This window comes from Polaribacter aestuariivivens (assembly GCF_005885675.1).
In the GTDB taxonomy this organism is placed as follows: Bacteria; Bacteroidota; Bacteroidia; order Flavobacteriales; family Flavobacteriaceae; genus Polaribacter; species Polaribacter aestuariivivens.
The window spans coordinates 448,064-465,969 of the sequence record NZ_VANR01000001.1 but is presented as its reverse complement, the minus strand read 5'-3'; the positions used below and the strand labels follow the sequence as shown (position 1 = coordinate 465,969).

Sequence of the window (17,906 nt, the reverse complement as noted above, 5' to 3'; positions counted from 1 at the left end):
ATTAGTTTATTGAATCGTTTATTTTTTGTAAAGACTTCATTAATTGATCGAATTTTTTTTCTTTCTTTGAGTTTTTCTTAAGCTCATCGATCATTTGAATTACGATTAGTTTTAAATTGTTTTTATCTACATTCAATGGATTGGTATCAACGTATTTGTTTATATCACCATCATAATTTTGAATAAATACACAATTCTTAATTAAGGCTAATTTGTTTGATTCGAGCAATCCTTCAGATAAATCATTTAATATATAAGTTAACTCTAAAAAGTTATTTAATTTTTTGAGGTTAAGTATAAATTTTGCAGAACATTCAAAAGATAAACCAATTTCATAATAATTAGTAACTAACTCTTTCATTTCATCAAAATCATAACCTGTATTGGTAACTATTAAAAATTCAGATGTTGAATCTATTAAGGTGTTTATGAAAATATTTGTGTTCTCAAGTAAATTATCTTGATTTATGTTTTGTTCTTTTAGTAGCCAACTTTGAACTATTGATTCTAAAATTTTAAATTCAAATATCTCATTTCTAGAATTTAAATATTGTTTAGAAATACCATCATTAGCAATGGTTAAATGAAAATGATTAAACTTTAATTCATTTTTAGCTACTTCATCTGAAATTTTAAGATGATTATAAACAGCATATAAAAGTTCAGAAATACTATTGAAGCCATAACTGATATTATTGAGTAAGGCTTTTATTTTGTGACTATAATTTGTTTCTATCCATTGTAAAAAATGTAAAGCATTGGCATTCTTGGTATAATCCTTATTTGCACTTCGAATACTTTCAACAAAATCATCTATTTGATATAATAATTTACCAACGTGGTTCATTGAAGTCTGAGCCGTATCTCTTACAGGTGAAATAGCGTAGTCTTTATAAAATATTGAGTGTTCCATATCTCCCCAGGCAGAGATTATTTTACTTTTTATCTGTAATTCAAAATTAAATTTATCAAATGTCCCTTTAATTTTATAAATCTTCAATCCATTTTTCATTGAAACTGGCTGCTTTAAGATATCTTCTTTATTCAGAACTATATCTTGTGCTTTTGCTGCTTTTTCAAACTCTGAAGATTTAATTAATTCAAACATTTTTGCACAATCTGTATCTAAATCAGTTAAAATTTTAATACCAATAAGGTCGTCAATTTTAAGTAGAGTTTTTTTTACATTTTGGATTAAATCTGGATCTTCTGTGTCAAACTCGCTGTCAATAAATTCATTAAATGGTATATGTAAATTATTTCTGACGAATTTTTCTCTTAAACTTTCTGATTCCTTTATTCTTGAAATAAAAGTATAGTGTTTTATATCTCTTACACTGTTAGAAGAAACCAATCTGTAAGATTTTGCAAACTTGTCAATTATGACTTTAATTTTATTAGTAATATTTTCCATATTAGATTTATAATCGACATTTCGATCACTATCAAATTGTGTTACTATAAAATCAATTTTTGAAAGTTCATTTTCTATTAAACTCATATTTTGATTTTGTTTTTTTCTTTATTTCAATCGGTTTTTTCATAAATGGCATACAACTTTAGACGATTATGACGTCGTTTTAATGACTTATAATCGACGTTAGCGAAGTTATAAGAAAATAAGTTTAGATACAAACTAAATTATTCTATTAAAACTCTCTTTTATACTTTGTAACTTTGTAATTCTGAAACTACAAAAAATGAACATAGAAAACGCACAACAACAGGTAGACGATTGGATTAAAAATCACGGAGTTCGTTATTTTAATGAATTAACAAACATGGCACAATTAACGGAAGAAGTAGGTGAAGTAGCAAGAATAATTGCAAGACGTTATGGAGAACAAAGTGAAAAAGAATCGGATAAAAATAAAGATTTAGGCGAAGAATTGGCAGATGTACTTTTCGTAGTTTTATGTTTGGCAAACCAAACAGGAATCGATTTGCAAGATGCTTTTGAGAAGAAATTAGATATTAAAACAAAACGCGATCACAATCGCCATCACAACAACCAAAAATTAAAATAAAATGACTTTTTTACAAAAAATAAAACAACCACTTTTCTGGTCTAATTTTGCAAAAGTTGCCATTCCTTTTTTCATTTTAGTAACTTTAATTTCGTTATTTATGAACTCTTGGCGAGAAATTTTTGCAGGTGATTTTGCAAAAGTAAACGAGGTAAATTTTGCCAATGGAAAATGGAAAACTTTTTGGGGTTTAAAAATTGTAATCAGTGTTTTTTATGGTATTTGGGTTACCAGTAAAAAAATGAAATAGAATTAGTTTATTTTGCCAGTAAATTTGCCATTTTGTTTAAACAATGGTATGATAATAAAAAACAGCACATAAAAAAGTAATACGAGCGTACCTAAATTGTAAAATAATTGAATTTTTTCGAAGTTTGATATTTTCCTTTCAGATATTTTTTGGTATTCATTCACTATTTTATCCATCGAGTTCAAAAACTGCTCTTCGTTGTTAATTATTACTTTTAAATTATTACGAAACGTTTCTTGATTTGTAGCATCGTTTATAATAGCTAAAGATGCTGTTTCTAATGTACTGAAATAAAGGTTGTTGGTTTTATATAAATCAACTAAATAAGGACTTTCATAAAAATCTAAGTCAATGTTATTTATGTAATGATTTCCGTCAGTAAAGTTTTTAAAACTTTCTTCAAAGTCATTTATTTTTGATGAAAAATCATCAGTATTTATAGCATTGTTAGCAAGTAAAGCTATTTTAGTTAATTTTTGGCTAAACATTCTTTGTTTACCAGTTTTGTTAATTATTTCGGCATCATAATATTGTCTTTTAATATCAAAATGAAAAATAATTTGACTGGATAGTACAATTATTATAAAAAGAATAAACGTAAAAATGACTTTCTTTTTCATTTAAATGATTTGATTTTTGCCGTAAATTTAAAAAAAAGAAGCAATAAAACTATTACTTCTTTTTTATTTACTTTTTTCCTTGAAAATTAATCCAACTGGATCAAATCAATATTGCTTTCTTTTACTTTTTGGTTTAATTCTCTTACACCATTTACAAACAAGGCATTTAGTTTTGTCAATTCAGCATCAATGTCTTTGGTGATTTCATTTTTAAAATCAATGGCTTGTTGTGTTGGAGCATAATTTCCAATTCTGGTTAAAGAATTTAAATGTGCCAATTTATTATTTAAACGAATAGGGTAATTTAAAGGATCTTGCCCACTTTTAGATTTTGTTTGATACAACGTTTCTTCAATTTTGGTCATGTCTTTTACCAAAGTATCAGCATATTCTAACAACGCTTTGTGTTTTTCTTTGTCTTTGATAGCTTTTTTTAACAACCCAACTTGACTTCTAACTTTCTTTACGTTTTTTAATGCTTTATGAATCTCTGTCATTTTTGTATTGATGTCGTTAATAAAATCAAACTGAGCTTTCATATCACTTTCTGTAGCTTCCGAAGTTGGATTTCTCAAAATATTAAAATTCTGAGTCATTTTTTTATCATTCACAGCCAATTCTACCTTGTAATTCCCTGGCAAAGCCATTGGTCCACTTAAAGAAGCCCACCAAAGAATCATTCCTTTTACAGATTCGGCTCCAGGATACATCATGTTCCAATAGAAAATATTATTTCCGTCTTTTACTTTTAAAGTTTCTTCTTTCTTTTCTTTATCTGGTTTCGTAGAATATTTTTTAATAAGATTATCGTTTGCATCATAAAAAGATAAAGAAACAACCTCTTTTTCTTCTTTTTCTTTGATAAAATAATTTACAGCAACACCTCCAGGATGATTTGTACCAGCAGTTCTCGAAGTTCTTCCACGACCACCACTCATATTATAAGCATCTTTTGGTTTGTATAAGAAAACATCTTTTTCTGTTGCTTTTGTTAGCTGATGAATTGGTGTTAAATCATCAATAATCCAAAGTGAACGACCTTGTGTTGCAGCAATTAAATTATCGTTTTTAATGGCTAAATCTGTAATAGGTACAATAGGTAAATTTTGCTGAAAAGTTTCCCAATTTTTTCCATCATTAAACGAAATATACATACCTTTTTCTGTTCCAGCATATAACAAGCCTTTACGTTTTGGGTCTGCTCTTAAAGCTCTTGTAAAATCTTCGTTTCCAATTCCATCTACAATTAATTTCCAAGACTTTCCGTAATTTTCTGTTTTGTAGATGTAAGGTTTGTAATCTCCAGATTTGTATTTTGTTCCTGCAATATAAGCACCACCTTTTGTAAACGGATCTACTTCAATGCAGTTAATCATCATCCATTCTGGCATTTTCTTTGGAGTTACATTGTCCCAAGAATCGCCATTATTTTTAGAAACATGCACTAAACCATCATCTGAACCCGTCCAAATTAAACCAGGTTCGTAAGGCGATTCTGTAGCAGCGAAAATAGTTCCATAATATTCTACACCAGTATTATCTTGTGTAATTGGACCACCAGAAGATTTTAAAGTTTCTGGGTCGTTTCTTGTTAAATCTGGACTAATTAATTTCCAAGATTGTCCTTCATTTTCTGTTACGTGCAAATGATTAGAAGCTGCATACAAACGTTTTTTATTATTTGGCGAAAAGAAAATTGGAAAGTTCCATTGAAAACGATATTTAAAATCTTCAGCTCCATGACCCATGGGATCATCTGGCCAAACGTTTATAGCTCTAGTTTCTCCTGTTTTATGGTTTTTTCTGGTTAACAAACCACCATAACTTCCTCCATAAACAATATCATCATCTAAAGGATCTACAGCAATGTGTGCACTTTCTCCACCTGCAGTAGATTCCCAATCAGATTCTGTAATAAAACCACCATCTGTTCTATGAGCAATTCTAACGGTTGAATTGTCTTGTTGTGCAGCTAAAATTCTGTATGGAAAATGATTATCTGTAGTTACTCTGTAAAATTGCGAAGTTGGCTGATTCATATACGTACTCCAATTTTCACCAGCATCAAAAGAAATTTGTGCTCCTCCATCATCTCCAATTATCATTCTTTGGTTGTCTTCTGGAGCAATCCATAAATCGTGATGATCTCCATGAGGTGCATTGTAAGTAGAATATGTTTTTCCACCATCTGTAGATTTGTGGTAACGAACATTCAGCACATATAAAATATCTTCATCTTGTGTATCTGCATATAAACGTGTATAATACCAAGCTCTTTGACGTAATTTTCTTTCAGAATTTATCAAATGCCAAGTTTTTCCAGCATCTGTAGATTTGTATACACCACCTTTTTCATTTTCAATTAAGGCCCAAACAATATCAGAATTTACTGGTGAAACAGTTACCCCAGAAATTCCCCAAATACCTTTTGGTAAACCTTTATTTGCAGAAATGTTGGTCCAAGTTTCTCCTTCATCTGTACTTTTAAACATAGCAGAACCTTTTCCGCCAGAAGATAAACTATAAGGAGTTCTGCGAACATCCCAAGTTGTAGCGTATAAAATTCTTGGGTTATTTGGATCAATTATTAAATCTACAACTCCAGAATTTTCATCAGAAAACAACACTTTTTTCCAGTTTTCTCCACCATCAATAGATTTGTAAACACCTCTTTCTTGCGTTGGTTTGTATAAATCTCCCATAACTCCTGCAAAAACAATATCTGGGTTTTTAGGATGAATTCTCATTCTTGGAATGTGGCGTGAATTTTTTAAACCTATATGTTTCCAAGTTTTTCCTGCATTTTCCGATTTCCAAATTCCATCTCCAGAAGAAACATTTCCACGAACGGTTTTTTCTCCCATTCCAACATAAATTACATTATTATCCGATTCAGAAACGGCTACAGAACCAACTGAACCTCCAAAAAATCCGTCAGAAATATTTTGCCAAGTGTTACCAGCATCTGTAGTTTTCCAAACACCACCTCCAGTTGCGCCCATGTAAAAAAGGTTCGCTTTGTTTGAAACTCCAGTAACAGCAGCACTTCTTCCTCCTCTAAAAGGACCAATATTTCGCCATTCTACTGCGCTAAAATATTCGTTAGAAACTTTGTTAGCATTTTTTTGTGCATTAACTTTGGCGTTTGCAGAAAAAATCATGCAAATTGCCAGAAAAATAAATTTTTTCATGTTGGGTAAGTTGTAGTTTTGAGGTTTAAAAATAAGAATTAAAATCAAGTTTTAGAATGGACATATTGTTAAATGTTTTAAAGGATAAAAAAATAAAGGAAGAAATAACAATTTCTGGTTCTAAAAGTGAATCTAACAGATTGCTGATTTTACAAAACTTGTTTCCTGAAATTTCAATAGATAACTTGTCAGATTCAGACGATTCTATTCATATGCAACACGCGTTATCAACCGATAAAGAAATTGTAGATATTGGGCATGCAGGAACAGCAATGCGTTTTTTAACTTCTTATTTTGCGGTAAAAGAAGGTAGAGAAACTGTGCTAACAGGTTCCGAAAGAATGCAAAACAGACCGATTGAAATTTTGGTAAACGCCTTAAAAGATTTAGGCGCAGTTATTTCTTACGAAGATAAAGTTGGGTATCCACCAATTCGAATCAAAGGAAGAAAATTAACTACAAATAAAGTGCAAATAAATGGAAATGTAAGTAGCCAATATATTTCTTCATTATTATTAATTGCTTCAAAATTAGAAAACGGATTAACCATAGAATTGGTAGGTGAAATTACTTCAATTCCATATATAAATATGACATTGAGTTTGTTGCATCAATTAAATATTGATGCCAATTTTGAAGGGAATATTATAAATGTACTTCCGAAAAAAGAAATTGAAAAACAAACAGTTGTTGTGGAAAGCGATTGGTCTTCTGCAAGTTATTTTTATTCGATTATTGCATCTGCAGAAATTGGTTCTACTATAAAACTATCAGCCTACAAAAAAGAAAGCTTACAAGGTGATTCTTGTTTAGCAGATATTTATCAGCACTTTGGGGTTTCAACAACTTTTGGAGATAATTTTATCATTCTTAAAAAAGAAAAAGTAACCAATAAAGAAAATTTAGAGATTGATTTAAGAAATGCTCCAGATATCGCTCAAACTATTGCAGTAGCTTGTTTTTCTGAAGGAATTGCTTGTAATTTAACTGGCTTGCACACGTTAAAAATAAAAGAAACAGATAGGTTAGAAGCTTTAAAAGAAGAATTAACCAAATTAGGAGCTTCGATTGCTGTAACTAATGAGAGTTTGCATTTGGAAAAATCATCAATAATAAACCAGAATATTGCTATAAAAACCTATAATGATCATAGAATGGCAATGGCTTTTGCTCCTTTGGCGTTAAGAGTTCCAATAAAAATATTAAATGCTGAAGTAGTAACAAAATCTTTTCAAAATTTTTGGAATGACATGCAACAAATTGGAATTATAATTAAAGAACTGTAAATTAAACAGTCAAACACTTGACAACGCCTATTCGCATATCGTATATTTGCAATCTTTATAGCAAAATATACATATGAAATTATCACACTTTGAATTTGAGTTACCAGAAGAACTATTAGCAAAATATCCAGCAGAACATAGAGATGAATCTCGTTTAATGGTTTTGAATAGAAAAGAAGGAACTATTGAGCATAAAATGTTTAAAGACGTTATAAATTACTTTGATGAAGGAGACGTTATGATGTTGAATAACACCAAGGTTTTTCCTGCCAGAATGTATGGTAACAAAGAAAAAACAGGTGCTAGAATTGAGGTTTTTTTATTAAGAGAACTAAATTCGGAAAACAGATTGTGGGATGTTTTAGTAGATCCTGCAAGAAAAATTAGAATTGGAAACAAATTGTTTTTTGGTGATGACGATAGTTTGGTAGCAGAGGTTATAGATAATACAACTTCAAGAGGAAGAACTTTACGTTTTTTATTTGATGGTTCTTATGAAGAGTTTAGAGCTAAATTACTAGAGCTAGGTGAAACTCCATTGCCAAAAGAAATTGAGAGAGAAGTAGAGGCTTCAGATGAAGAGCGTTATCAAACAATTTTCGCAAAACATGAAGGTGCTGTAGCTGCTCCAACAGCAGGTTTACACTTTTCTAAACACTTATTAAAACGTTTAGAAATTAAAGGAGTAGATTTTGCTGAAATGACTTTGCATGTTGGTTTAGGTACTTTTAGTTCGGTAGAAGTGGAAGATTTATCAAAACATAAAATGGATTCTGAACAAATCATTATTCCAGAAGCTTCTGCAAATATCATTAATAAAGCAAAAACTGAAAAAAGAAGAGTTTGTGCAGTAGGAACCACAGTTATGAGAACTGTAGAATCATCTGTTTCTTCAAATCAAGAATTAAAAGCTTTCGAAGGTTGGACTAACAAATTTATTTTTCCACCTTATGATTTTAGCATCGCGAATGCTATGATAACAAACTTTCATACACCAAAATCTACCTTACTAATGCAAGCAGCAGCCTTTGGTGGATATGATTTTATAATGGAAGCATACAAAGTAGCTGTTAAAGAAGGTTATAAATTTTCTACTTACGGTGATGCTATGTTAATTATATAATTTTTAAGAATTTAAACATTCATAATATTAAAACTGGTACTTATTTAAGCACCAGTTTTTTTATGCATATTTTTGCTATAAGTTTCAGTTTAATCATTTAATTTTTTAATCATTCAGTTTTGAGTAAAAAGAAAGACATAAGAGCCCTAACAAAAGAACAATTAAGAAATTTTTTTGTTGAAAATGGCGATAAAGCATTTCGTGGAAATCAAGTATACGAATGGCTTTGGAGTAAATCTTTGCACACTTTTGAAGAAATGACTAACATTTCTAAACAAACCAGAGAAATGTTAGAGAACAACTTTGTTATTAATCATATCAAGGTAGATTCTATGCAAAAAAGTAGTGATGGAACAATAAAAAACGGAATAAAATTACATGATGGTTTGGTTGTTGAATCTGTTTTAATTCCTACAGAAAAAAGAACTACAGCGTGTGTTTCTAGTCAAGTTGGTTGTAGTTTAGATTGTTTGTTTTGCGCAACTTCAAGATTAAAAAGAATGCGTAATTTAAATCCAGATGAAATTTACGATCAAGTAGTAGTTATTGATAAACAAAGCAGATTATATCATAATCGTAAGCTTACAAATATTGTTTTTATGGGAATGGGAGAACCATTAATGAACTATAAAAACGTGCTGAAATCTATAGAAATGATTACATCACCTGAAGGTTTAGGAATGTCATCTAAACGAATAACAGTTTCCACTTCAGGAGTGCCAAAAATGATTAAAATGATGGCAGATGAAGCTGTGAAATTTAACTTAGCAGTTTCTTTACATTCAGCAATAGATGAGGTTAGAACATCTATAATGCCTTTTAACACTACATTTCCACTAAAAGATTTAAAAGAATCTCTAGAGTATTGGTATCAAAAAACACAACGTACCATAACGTATGAATATGTTGTTTGGGACGGAATTAATGATCGAAAAGAAGACATAAAAGCACTTATAGAATTTTGTAAATACGTGCCATGTAAAGTAAATTTAATAGAATACAATCCTATTGACGATGGTGAATTTCAACAAGCAAGTTCAGCAGCAATCAATAATTATATTTCTAATTTAGAAATGCATGACATTACTGTTAATGTAAGACGTTCAAGAGGAAAAGATATTGATGCAGCTTGCGGACAATTGGCAAATAAAGCTTAATTTTAAAATAACTGTAGGTTTCCAAAACCAAATGAGGCCTTACTACGAATATTTCGTAATTTTGTAAAGAATGAAACCTGTAGAATTCATAAAACTTCCCATTAAAAATGAAATGGAGCTCTTTGAAGAAAAATTCAAAGCGTCCATGCTTTCTAAAGTACCACTTTTAAATAGGATTACATATTATATTGTTCGAAGAAAAGGAAAACAAATGCGACCAATGTTTGTTTTTTTGGTAGCGAAAATGGTTTCAAATGGTGGTTTTGATGAAAGAACTTACAGAGGTGCTTCTGTGGTAGAATTAATTCATACAGCAACACTGGTTCATGATGATGTGGTAGATGATAGTAACAGACGTAGAGGTTTTTTCTCAATCAACGCACTTTGGAAAAATAAAATTGCTGTTTTAGTTGGTGATTTTATGTTGTCTAAAGGATTATTATTGTCTATTGATAATGAAGATTTTGATTTACTAAAATTAATTTCTATTGCTGTTCGTGAAATGAGCGAAGGCGAATTATTACAAATAGAAAAAGCCAGAAAATTAGATATTACAGAAGCTGTTTATTTTGATATTATCAGAAAAAAAACAGCCACTTTAATTGCTGCTTGTTGCGGAATTGGAGCAGCATCTGTAGGAGCAAATCAAGATACAGTGCAACAAATGAGAAAATTTGGTGAATATATTGGTATTGCTTTTCAAATTAAAGATGATTTATTTGATTATACTGATGAGAAAATTGGCAAACCAACAGGAATTGATATTAAAGAACAAAAAATGACATTGCCTTTAATTCATACTTTAAATACCTGCTCTAAAAAAGAAAAAGCTTGGTTAATAAATTCAATAAAGAAGCATAATAAAGATAAAAATAGGGTAAAAGAGGTTATTAGTTTTGTAAAACAAAATGGAGGTATAGAGTACACCACAACCAAAATGAACGATTACAAAAATAAAGCATTAAATATTTTAGAAAACTATCCAGAATCTGCCTATAAAAAATCTTTGGTTTCCATGATTGAATATGTGGTAGCTCGTAAAATTTAATTTTTTTACAACTTCAATTTTTCTACTTTTGGTTTTATTTTAAATTTAAAAAACAAATGAAGCCTACCTCTAAATTGCTATTTTTAACAACTTTATTAGTTTCTAATTTTCTTTTTTCGCAAAATAATTTTAAGATTCCTACCTCAAACCCGGAAAGAAATCAAGCATGTGGTTATTTCTCAAAAGCATTTCAGCAAAAACCGAAAGAAGTACGATTTAGTATTGTAAAAGAGGATAATAAACTATTTTTTAGCACCAATGATAAAAAATGGTTCTCAAATATTTTTAAAAAATCAGGTGATGGTATTGCTATTGACGTAGTTTCAAAATCAATTTACGATTGTGATAAAGAAACTTTACAATCACAAATTAAAGGAACTTTGTTAAAGCCAGTTTTTGCTCAACAACTAATGAGAGGTTTTAAAAAATCTTCAAGCTCTAACAATTTTATATCATACGTGGGTACAATTCCAAAGGAATTAGAAAAAGAAGAATTAGAGTTTAATATTCTTTTTTTGAGCAATAAAACACTTTGTAGATATCAAAGAATTTATAACTTAGAATCTTATCCTTGGGATTTGTTGGACATGGGTGTTTACTTAGACTCACTTACATATAAAGATAAAAAAATAAGTACTTCAGATAAATATATCACAAAATATAAAACTTTAAAGTTTGTAATTCCGTTTGAAAAAAATAAAACTGAATACTCTTCCGAAGATATTAAACCTTTGTATGACAGTTTAAAATTAACCGATTTTACTATAAAAACAATAAATATTAAAGCATATTCATCTATTGAGGGTAGCTTAGAAAGAAATATAGAATTGCAAGAAAAACGTGCAAACAGTATTGTAAAATCATTACAAACATTTCAAAAACCAAGTATTGTAACAGAAATTACTACTTCTGAAAATTGGGTAGAATTTTTAAATGATATTTCTAAAACACCTTATAAATCATTTAAAGAATTACCTAAAAAAACAATCAAACAGAAAGTAGTAGCCAATGTTTCTAAAGAATTAGAAACATATTTAAAAAACCACAGAAAAGCTGTTGTTATTTTAGAGTTAGAAAAGAAAGACAAATATAAAAATATGTCTAAAGAAAAGTTGGTAGATACTTTTAATAATTTTGTGTTAAACGAAAATATTGACGAGGCTTTAGTGGTACAAAACTCGATTTTTGAGAAATTAAAAACAGAAGGTTCTCCAAACTTATTGCAAAAGTTAAATGTACCAAAGCAGTTAAAATTTGTAACAATTTTAAATAAAAACAGCATTTTTAAATACCTTCTAAATGCAAGTTATGCTAAAATAGCTTTTGATGAATTAAAAAAGGTTGAAACATTAGACCCAAAAAACAAAAACATTAAATACAATTTAATTGTCGTAAAATTTATCATTTGGAAAAACAACTGGCAAAACATTAATGAGAATGATTTTAAAAAAGAAATTATAGCCTTAAAATCATATGGCATTACCCAAAATTTAATTGATAGAATGTTGGTAAACTTTCACATTGTAAAAGCCGAAAAAAATATGCGAGAAAGAAAGTATGATGCAAAAGACGAATCTGTAGATTTTATAATTGATACTTACGAAAACTTTTACCTATCTAATTTCGATTATTTAAGTTTAGCACAATTTTTATCATTTTATGCAAATACAGATGAGGCTACAGAATTGTTAGAAGATAAAGTGAAAACCATTACTGTTGATGAAGATTTACTTTACTATTATTTAAATTTAACCTTGTTTGATGAATATGCAATTGGTTCTAAAAATTATAGAACAATTATGTTAAATGCTATAGAAATGAATAAAGAGCGTTTTTGTAAAATGTTCAATTCTTCTTTAAATAATGGAGTTACGTTTCAATTATTAGAAAACAAATATTTAAAAGCAACTTATTGCGAAAACTGTATAAAATAATACACTTACAAAGCTAATAATTCTTCAATAAATTCTCTGGAGTTAGATAAACGAGGTACTTTATGTTGGCCACCTAATTTCCCCTTTTTCTTTAACCAACTATAAAATAAACCTTCATTAGCTACATGTACTTTAGGAGCTGTTAAAGTCATGTTTTGGTAACGTTTTGCTTCGTAATCAGAGTTTATAGCTTTTAAAGCATTGTCTAACATTTCTGTAAAAAAAGAAACGTTTTTCGGTGATTTTTCAAACTCTATAATCCATTCATGTCCACCTTTTTCTTTTCCATCCATAAAAATAGGACCCACTGTATAGTCCTTTATTGTAGCTTCTGTTTTTTCACAGGCTAATTTTAAAGCCTCTTCAGCATTTTCAATGATTAATTCTTCACCAAAAACATTAATATGATGTTTTGTACGACCCGTAATTTTTATTCTGTACGGATTTATACTTGTAAATTTTACAGTATCACCAATTAAATATCGCCATAAACCACCATTTGTAGTTATTACAATGGCATAATTTACGTCTTTTTTTACCTCAGAAAGTGGAATAGCAATAGAGTTTTCTTCATCATAGTTTTCCATAGGAATAAACTCGTAGAAAATTCCGTAATCTAACATTAATAACAATTCTTTGGAATGATTTCTGTCTTGTATGGCAAAAAATCCTTCAGAAGCATTGTAAATTTCGTAATATTTAAAAGTTGCTTTCGGAATTATTTTTTTATACTGCTCTCTATAAGGGTTAAAATTTACGCCTCCATGAAAATATACTTCCAAATTAGGCCAAACCTCTAAAATATTGTCTTTTCCTGTACGCTCTAAAATTCTGTTCAATAAAACCAACATCCAACTTGGTACACCAGCTAAACTGGTAATGTTTTCGTGAATGGTTTCATCAATAATGGCATCCATTTTAGTTTCCCATTCTCCCATTAAAGCAACTTCTTGACTGGGAGCAGAACTAAAATCTGCCCAAAAAGGCATGTTTTCAATAATAATTGCCGATAAATCTCCGAAATACGAATTATTGTCTCTATAAACATCAGAACTACCTCCTAAACGCAAGCCTTTTCCAGTAAATAATTGTGTTTTTGGATTGTTATTTATGTACCAACACAACATGTCTTTACCAGCTTTCATATGACAATATTCTAAAGCATCATCAGAAACAGGTATAAATTTACTTTTGGCATTGGTTGTTCCACTAGACTTTGCAAACCACTTGATATCAGAAGGCCAAAATATATTTTGTTCTCCCATTCTACATCGTTCAATAAGAGGTTCAAAAGTTTCGTATTTTTGAATTGGAACTTTCTCTGCAAAATCTCGATAATTTTTTATAGATGCAAAACCATTTTTCTTTCCAATTTCGGTGTTTTTTGAAGTATTAACAAGGTCTAATAATAACTCGTTTTGTACATCAATAGGATATTTTAAAAACAACTCTATTTGATGCTTTCGTTTTTTTAAAAACCAAGAAATTATAGAATTGATAATTTGAAAAGCCATAGAAATTCGTAAGTTTGTTTGGTTTGATTTTAATACGAATATACTGTTAAAATCGAAATTTAAAAATACTAAAATTTGTAAGATGATTTACCAAGGAGTTTTAAAAAAAATGATGACGGAAAATGGCGAGGAAATAAATTATTATTTAGACATGAAAACCGATTTTATTAACGTAAATCAGTTACTAAATAAAGAGATTTCTTTAAATTTTATTACCTACGAATGTTTGAACTGCCATTTAGAAAAGAAAATTTACAGACAAGGTTTTTGTAAATCTTGTTTTTTTGATATTCCTTCTGCTGGAGATTGGATTATGAAACCAGAATTGAGTAGAGCGCATTTAGATGAAGAAGATAGAGATTTAGAATATGAAAAATCTGTGCAATTAAAACCACATATTGTGTATTTGGCAAATTCAAGTAACGTAAAAGTTGGTGTTACCAGAAAAACCCAAGTTCCAACACGTTGGATTGATCAAGGTGCGCATGAAGCCATAGAAATTGTAGAGGTACCAAATAGGTATTTAGCAGGAATTACAGAAGTTGCTTTAAAAGAACATGTTGCTGATAAAACAAATTGGCGTAAAATGCTAAAAAATGATGTAGAAGATGAAGATTTGGTTGCTTGGAGAGAAAAATTAAAGCAGTACATTCCGCAAGAAGCGTTAGAATATTTTATTGAAAACAATTCTGAAACGAATTTAAATTTTCCAGTTTTAAAATATCCAGCAAAACCAAAAAGTTTAAATTTAGAAAAAACACCAACTTTTAAAGGAAAATTAGTGGGTATAAAAGGACAGTACTTAATTTTTGAAGACGAAACTGTTTTTAATATAAGAAGTAATGAGGGTCTCGTAGTTTCTTTAGAAATATAATAATTATCATGAAAAACAATCTTTTAAAAGTAGCCTTAGCACAAATATCTCCAGTTTGGTTGAATAAAGAAAAAACCATTAAAAAAATTGAGAAATCAATTATAGATGCTTCTAAAGAAAATTGCGAACTTATTGTTTTTGGTGAAGCTTTATTACCAGGTTATCCTTTTTGGATTGCTCTTACAAATGGTGCTGAGTGGAACTCTAAAATACAAAAAGAAATTCATGCACATTACGTAAGAAATTCTATTACTATAGAAAAAGGAGAGTTAGCTTCCATTTGTAAATTGGCAAAAGAAAATAAAATTGCCATTTATTTAGGCATTATGGAGCGTGCTCAAAATAGAGGAGGTCATAGTATTTACGCATCTTTGGTATACATAAATGAAACAGGAGAAATAAAATCTGTACATAGAAAATTACAACCAACATTTGATGAGCGTTTAACTTGGGCTCCTGGTGATGGAAATGGTTTGCAAGTTCATTCGCTTAAAGATTTTACACTTGGTGGTTTAAATTGTTGGGAAAACTGGATGCCTTTACCAAGAACAGCATTGTATGGTTTGGGCGAAAATTTACACATTGCTGTTTGGCCTGGGAGCGATTATAACACCAAAGATATAACGCGTTTTATTGCAAGAGAATCTCGTTCTTTTGTGATTTCTGTTTCTAGTTTAATGGCAAAGTCAGATTTTACAAAAGATACTCCACATTATGATAAAATTATAAAAGATGCTCCAGAAATTTTGGCAAATGGAGGTTCTTGTATTGCATCTCCTGACGGAGAATGGTTAATTGAGCCAGTTCTTAACAAAGAAGGTTTAATTATAGAAACCTTAAATTTTAATCAAGTTTTAGAAGAACGACAAAATTTTGATGTTGTTGGACATTATTCAAGACCAGATGTAACTAAATTACAAGTAAATAGAGAAAGACAAAGTACAGTTTCTTATAATGAGTAGTGTCTGCTTCTAATTATTCATTTGCAATAATTAATTTATCTAAAATAGCTTCTACACCAAAATTATTATTACTTTCAGTAGTGTATTTTGCAATGTCTTTAATGTCTTTATGTGCGTTTTTCATAGCAAAACTAAATTCAGCTTCTTGTAACATTTCAATGTCATTATGGTAATCTCCAAAAACCATGGTTTCTTCTTTGGTTACATTTAAAATTTTTTGAACAGCTCTTAAAGCATTTCCTTTATTGGCATTTTCATGAGAAATATCTAACCAATTTTGTCCAGATATTTTTAGTAAATAATCGTTTTTTAAATGTTTTATTTCTGGATAAATGAATTCTTCTGAAGAAGTAAAATGAAATACAGCAATTTTTAGAATTGTAGTTGATTCTGCTATTTCTATTAAATTATCTACCACTTGAAAACTATGATAATATTCTTGAAATAAATCTATAAACCTAGCGTCTTTACTTTCTATAAAAGCTGCGTCTTGCGAACACAAAACTATATTTGCACCATGTATTTTTCGTAAAGTAGGTATGATGTTTATTATTTTTTGAGCATCTAAAGAGTTTAAAAGCAAAATATCATTTCTTTTTTTTGCAATTGCCCCATTTTCTGCAATAACATGAATATCATTTTTAATAAGTGCTAACTTATCTACAATACTGTTGTATTGCCTGCCACTTGCAGCACAAAAATATATGTTTTTTTCTTTTAGTTTTTTAAAGATTTCGAAAAAATGATTGCTAACTTCACCATTAGAGTTTAAAAGAGTTCCGTCCATATCTGAAACTACTAATTTTACTTTTTCTAAATTCATATAGGAGTTTCTTCTCTGAAAAATAGGTTACGAATTATGCTTTTTTTGTGGAGTTACGTTCTACCAAATCGGTTTTTATAATAACTGTTTTTGGAGCTTCTTTTTTGTCAGATTTATCTTCAATTCTATCTATTAATAATTTTGCAGCAGTTTCACCCATTTTTTCTCCATGTTGGCTAACTGTTGTTAGTTTAGGGCTTGAGTGTCTTGCTAAAATTCCGTTAGAAAAACAAACTACAGCAAAGTTTTCAGGTATTTTGTGTCCTCTCTTTTGAGCTACTTTCATAGCTGCAATTGCTGATGATTCGTCTGTAGTAATAACTGCATCAATTTCGTTTGCATCAAAAATTGGACTTAAAATATTCTCATAGTTTTTATAATCTTCATCAACAATATTTATTATTAAATTATTGTTTACTGGTAAACCTGCCTTTTCTAATCCCTTTAAATATCCTTGATGTCTTTTTTTACCAACTTTTAAGTTGCTAATAGTTGAAACAAAAGCAATATTTTTACTACCAGATTTTGCTAAATATTTTACAGTTTTAGAGGCTCCTTTAAAATCGTCTGTAACAACTTTATCACAATTTACAGCTTCTGCAACTCTGTCAAACATTACAATTGGAGTTCCGTTATCAATTAAGTCTTCAAAATGTTTAAAGTCGTTTTTAAGTACGGTTTCCTCTGCAAGTGATAAAATAAAACCATCTATACTTCCATTCGAAAGCATTTCAATAGTTTCTACTTCTTTCTTAAAAGACTCGTTAGAAATACAAGAAATAATTTTATAACCTTTTTCGTTGGCTACTTTTTCCATGCCATTAAAAACTTGGGCAAAAAAGTAATTTAACATATTCGGAATTAAAATTCCAATAGTTTTTGTTTGCCTATTTTTTAAGCTTAATGCGTTGAAGTTAGGTTTGTAATTATTGTCTTTAGCGTATTTTTGAATTTTTTCTTTTGTACTTACACTAATTTCATAACTATCATTTAAGGCTTTAGAAACTGTTGAAATCGAAACATCAAACTCTTTGGCTATGTCTTTTATAGTAAGTCTTTTCATATATGATAAAATATAGGCAACTAAAATACAAAAA

General features: G+C 29.4%; 15 protein-coding genes. 9 read left to right on the top strand and 6 right to left on the bottom strand.

Features of this window, described 5'->3' with window-relative positions; all coding sequences use genetic code 11:
* Position 1 precedes the first annotated feature (1 nt).
* Positions 2 to 1,501: a nucleotidyltransferase family protein gene (locus FDT66_RS02000; RefSeq protein ID WP_138534472.1), complete on the bottom strand. Its 1,500-nt coding sequence runs from the start codon at positions 1,499 to 1,501 to the stop codon at positions 2 to 4.
* Between the two features lie 199 nt (positions 1,502 to 1,700).
* Between FDT66_RS02000 and FDT66_RS01995 the strand changes: the two genes are divergently transcribed.
* Positions 1,701 to 2,027 carry a nucleotide pyrophosphohydrolase gene (locus FDT66_RS01995; protein ID WP_138534471.1) on the top strand — a complete coding sequence of 109 codons (327 nt, stop codon included), beginning with the start codon at positions 1,701 to 1,703 and terminating at the stop codon, positions 2,025 to 2,027.
* 1 nt (position 2,028) lies between these two features.
* A complete protein-coding gene (locus FDT66_RS01990) occupies positions 2,029 to 2,277 on the top strand; it encodes a hypothetical protein (RefSeq protein ID WP_138534470.1) in 249 nt (82 codons plus the stop codon).
* Between the two features lie 2 nt (positions 2,278 to 2,279).
* Here FDT66_RS01990 and FDT66_RS01985 read toward each other — a convergent pair whose 3' ends face one another.
* Both FDT66_RS01985 and FDT66_RS01980 read right to left on the bottom strand, forming a co-directional pair.
* A complete protein-coding gene (locus FDT66_RS01985; protein WP_138534469.1) occupies positions 2,280 to 2,897 on the bottom strand; it encodes a type IV pili methyl-accepting chemotaxis transducer N-terminal domain-containing protein in 618 nt (205 codons plus the stop codon).
* Positions 2,898 to 2,983: 86 nt separating this feature from the next.
* Complete coding sequence (locus FDT66_RS01980) at positions 2,984 to 6,088, bottom strand: VPS10 domain-containing protein (protein WP_138534468.1); 3,105 nt, start codon at positions 6,086 to 6,088, stop codon at positions 2,984 to 2,986.
* 56 nt (positions 6,089 to 6,144) lie between these two features.
* Here FDT66_RS01980 and FDT66_RS01975 point away from each other — a divergent pair, with 56 nt between their 5' ends.
* The 5 genes from FDT66_RS01975 to FDT66_RS01955 all read left to right on the top strand — a co-directional run bounded on the left by FDT66_RS01975 (position 6,145) and on the right by FDT66_RS01955 (position 12,636).
* Positions 6,145 to 7,374 (top strand): 3-phosphoshikimate 1-carboxyvinyltransferase, encoded by a 1,230-nt coding sequence (locus tag FDT66_RS01975; protein WP_138534467.1) that lies wholly within the window; start codon positions 6,145 to 6,147, stop codon positions 7,372 to 7,374.
* 73 nt (positions 7,375 to 7,447) lie between these two features.
* A complete protein-coding gene (gene queA, locus FDT66_RS01970) occupies positions 7,448 to 8,497 on the top strand; it encodes a tRNA preQ1(34) S-adenosylmethionine ribosyltransferase-isomerase QueA (protein ID WP_138534466.1) in 1,050 nt (349 codons plus the stop codon).
* 119 nt (positions 8,498 to 8,616) lie between these two features.
* Positions 8,617 to 9,654 (top strand): 23S rRNA (adenine(2503)-C(2))-methyltransferase RlmN, encoded by a 1,038-nt coding sequence (gene rlmN, locus FDT66_RS01965; protein WP_138534465.1) that lies wholly within the window; start codon positions 8,617 to 8,619, stop codon positions 9,652 to 9,654.
* A gap of 70 nt (positions 9,655 to 9,724) precedes the next feature.
* On the top strand, positions 9,725 to 10,702 hold the full coding sequence (locus tag FDT66_RS01960) for a polyprenyl synthetase family protein (protein WP_138534464.1): 978 nt from the start codon (positions 9,725 to 9,727) through the stop codon (positions 10,700 to 10,702).
* A 56-nt stretch (positions 10,703 to 10,758) separates the two neighbouring features.
* Positions 10,759 to 12,636, top strand: coding sequence for a hypothetical protein (locus FDT66_RS01955; RefSeq protein WP_138534463.1), 1,878 nt, complete (start codon positions 10,759 to 10,761; stop codon positions 12,634 to 12,636).
* Positions 12,637 to 12,641: 5 nt separating this feature from the next.
* Here the strand turns inward: FDT66_RS01955 and FDT66_RS01950 are convergent, their stop codons facing one another.
* Positions 12,642 to 14,150, bottom strand: coding sequence for a GH3 auxin-responsive promoter family protein (locus FDT66_RS01950; RefSeq protein ID WP_138534462.1), 1,509 nt, complete (start codon positions 14,148 to 14,150; stop codon positions 12,642 to 12,644).
* Positions 14,151 to 14,232: 82 nt separating this feature from the next.
* On the opposite strand from FDT66_RS01950, the gene FDT66_RS01945 reads away from it, so the two are divergent.
* Together FDT66_RS01945 and FDT66_RS01940 are read left to right on the top strand one after the other, a co-directional pair.
* Positions 14,233 to 15,024, top strand: coding sequence for a DUF2797 domain-containing protein (locus FDT66_RS01945; RefSeq protein WP_171032295.1), 792 nt, complete (start codon positions 14,233 to 14,235; stop codon positions 15,022 to 15,024).
* A gap of 8 nt (positions 15,025 to 15,032) precedes the next feature.
* Positions 15,033 to 15,986 (top strand): carbon-nitrogen hydrolase family protein, encoded by a 954-nt coding sequence (locus FDT66_RS01940; RefSeq protein ID WP_138534460.1) that lies wholly within the window; start codon positions 15,033 to 15,035, stop codon positions 15,984 to 15,986.
* Between the two features lie 13 nt (positions 15,987 to 15,999).
* Here FDT66_RS01940 and FDT66_RS01935 read toward each other — a convergent pair whose 3' ends face one another.
* Together FDT66_RS01935 and FDT66_RS01930 are read right to left on the bottom strand one after the other, a co-directional pair.
* The gene (locus FDT66_RS01935) at positions 16,000 to 16,809 is read right to left on the bottom strand and encodes an HAD family hydrolase (protein WP_138534459.1); all 810 of its coding nucleotides are present in this window, start codon (positions 16,807 to 16,809) and stop codon (positions 16,000 to 16,002) included.
* A 34-nt stretch (positions 16,810 to 16,843) separates the two neighbouring features.
* Entirely contained in the window at positions 16,844 to 17,872 is a 1,029-nt protein-coding gene (locus tag FDT66_RS01930) for a LacI family DNA-binding transcriptional regulator (protein WP_138534458.1), read from the bottom strand.
* Positions 17,873 to 17,906: the final 34 nt, after the last annotated feature.

Coding starts and splice junctions, on each gene's coding strand:
- FDT66_RS02000 (WP_138534472.1), bottom strand. CDS start 1,501: ATGAGTTTAATAGAAAATGAACTTTCAAAAATTGATTTTATAGTAACA.
- FDT66_RS01985 (WP_138534469.1), bottom strand. CDS start 2,897: ATGAAAAAGAAAGTCATTTTTACGTTTATTCTTTTTATAATAATTGTA.
- FDT66_RS01980 (WP_138534468.1), bottom strand. CDS start 6,088: ATGAAAAAATTTATTTTTCTGGCAATTTGCATGATTTTTTCTGCAAAC.
- FDT66_RS01950 (WP_138534462.1), bottom strand. CDS start 14,150: ATGGCTTTTCAAATTATCAATTCTATAATTTCTTGGTTTTTAAAAAAA.
- FDT66_RS01990 (WP_138534470.1), top strand. CDS start 2,029: ATGACTTTTTTACAAAAAATAAAACAACCACTTTTCTGGTCTAATTTT.
- FDT66_RS01975 (WP_138534467.1), top strand. CDS start 6,145: ATGGACATATTGTTAAATGTTTTAAAGGATAAAAAAATAAAGGAAGAA.
- queA (WP_138534466.1), top strand. CDS start 7,448: ATGAAATTATCACACTTTGAATTTGAGTTACCAGAAGAACTATTAGCA.
- FDT66_RS01955 (WP_138534463.1), top strand. CDS start 10,759: ATGAAGCCTACCTCTAAATTGCTATTTTTAACAACTTTATTAGTTTCT.
- FDT66_RS01930 (WP_138534458.1), bottom strand. CDS start 17,872: ATGAAAAGACTTACTATAAAAGACATAGCCAAAGAGTTTGATGTTTCG.
- FDT66_RS01945 (WP_171032295.1), top strand. CDS start 14,233: ATGATTTACCAAGGAGTTTTAAAAAAAATGATGACGGAAAATGGCGAG.
- FDT66_RS01995 (WP_138534471.1), top strand. CDS start 1,701: ATGAACATAGAAAACGCACAACAACAGGTAGACGATTGGATTAAAAAT.
- FDT66_RS01940 (WP_138534460.1), top strand. CDS start 15,033: ATGAAAAACAATCTTTTAAAAGTAGCCTTAGCACAAATATCTCCAGTT.
- FDT66_RS01960 (WP_138534464.1), top strand. CDS start 9,725: ATGAAACCTGTAGAATTCATAAAACTTCCCATTAAAAATGAAATGGAG.
- FDT66_RS01935 (WP_138534459.1), bottom strand. CDS start 16,809: ATGAATTTAGAAAAAGTAAAATTAGTAGTTTCAGATATGGACGGAACT.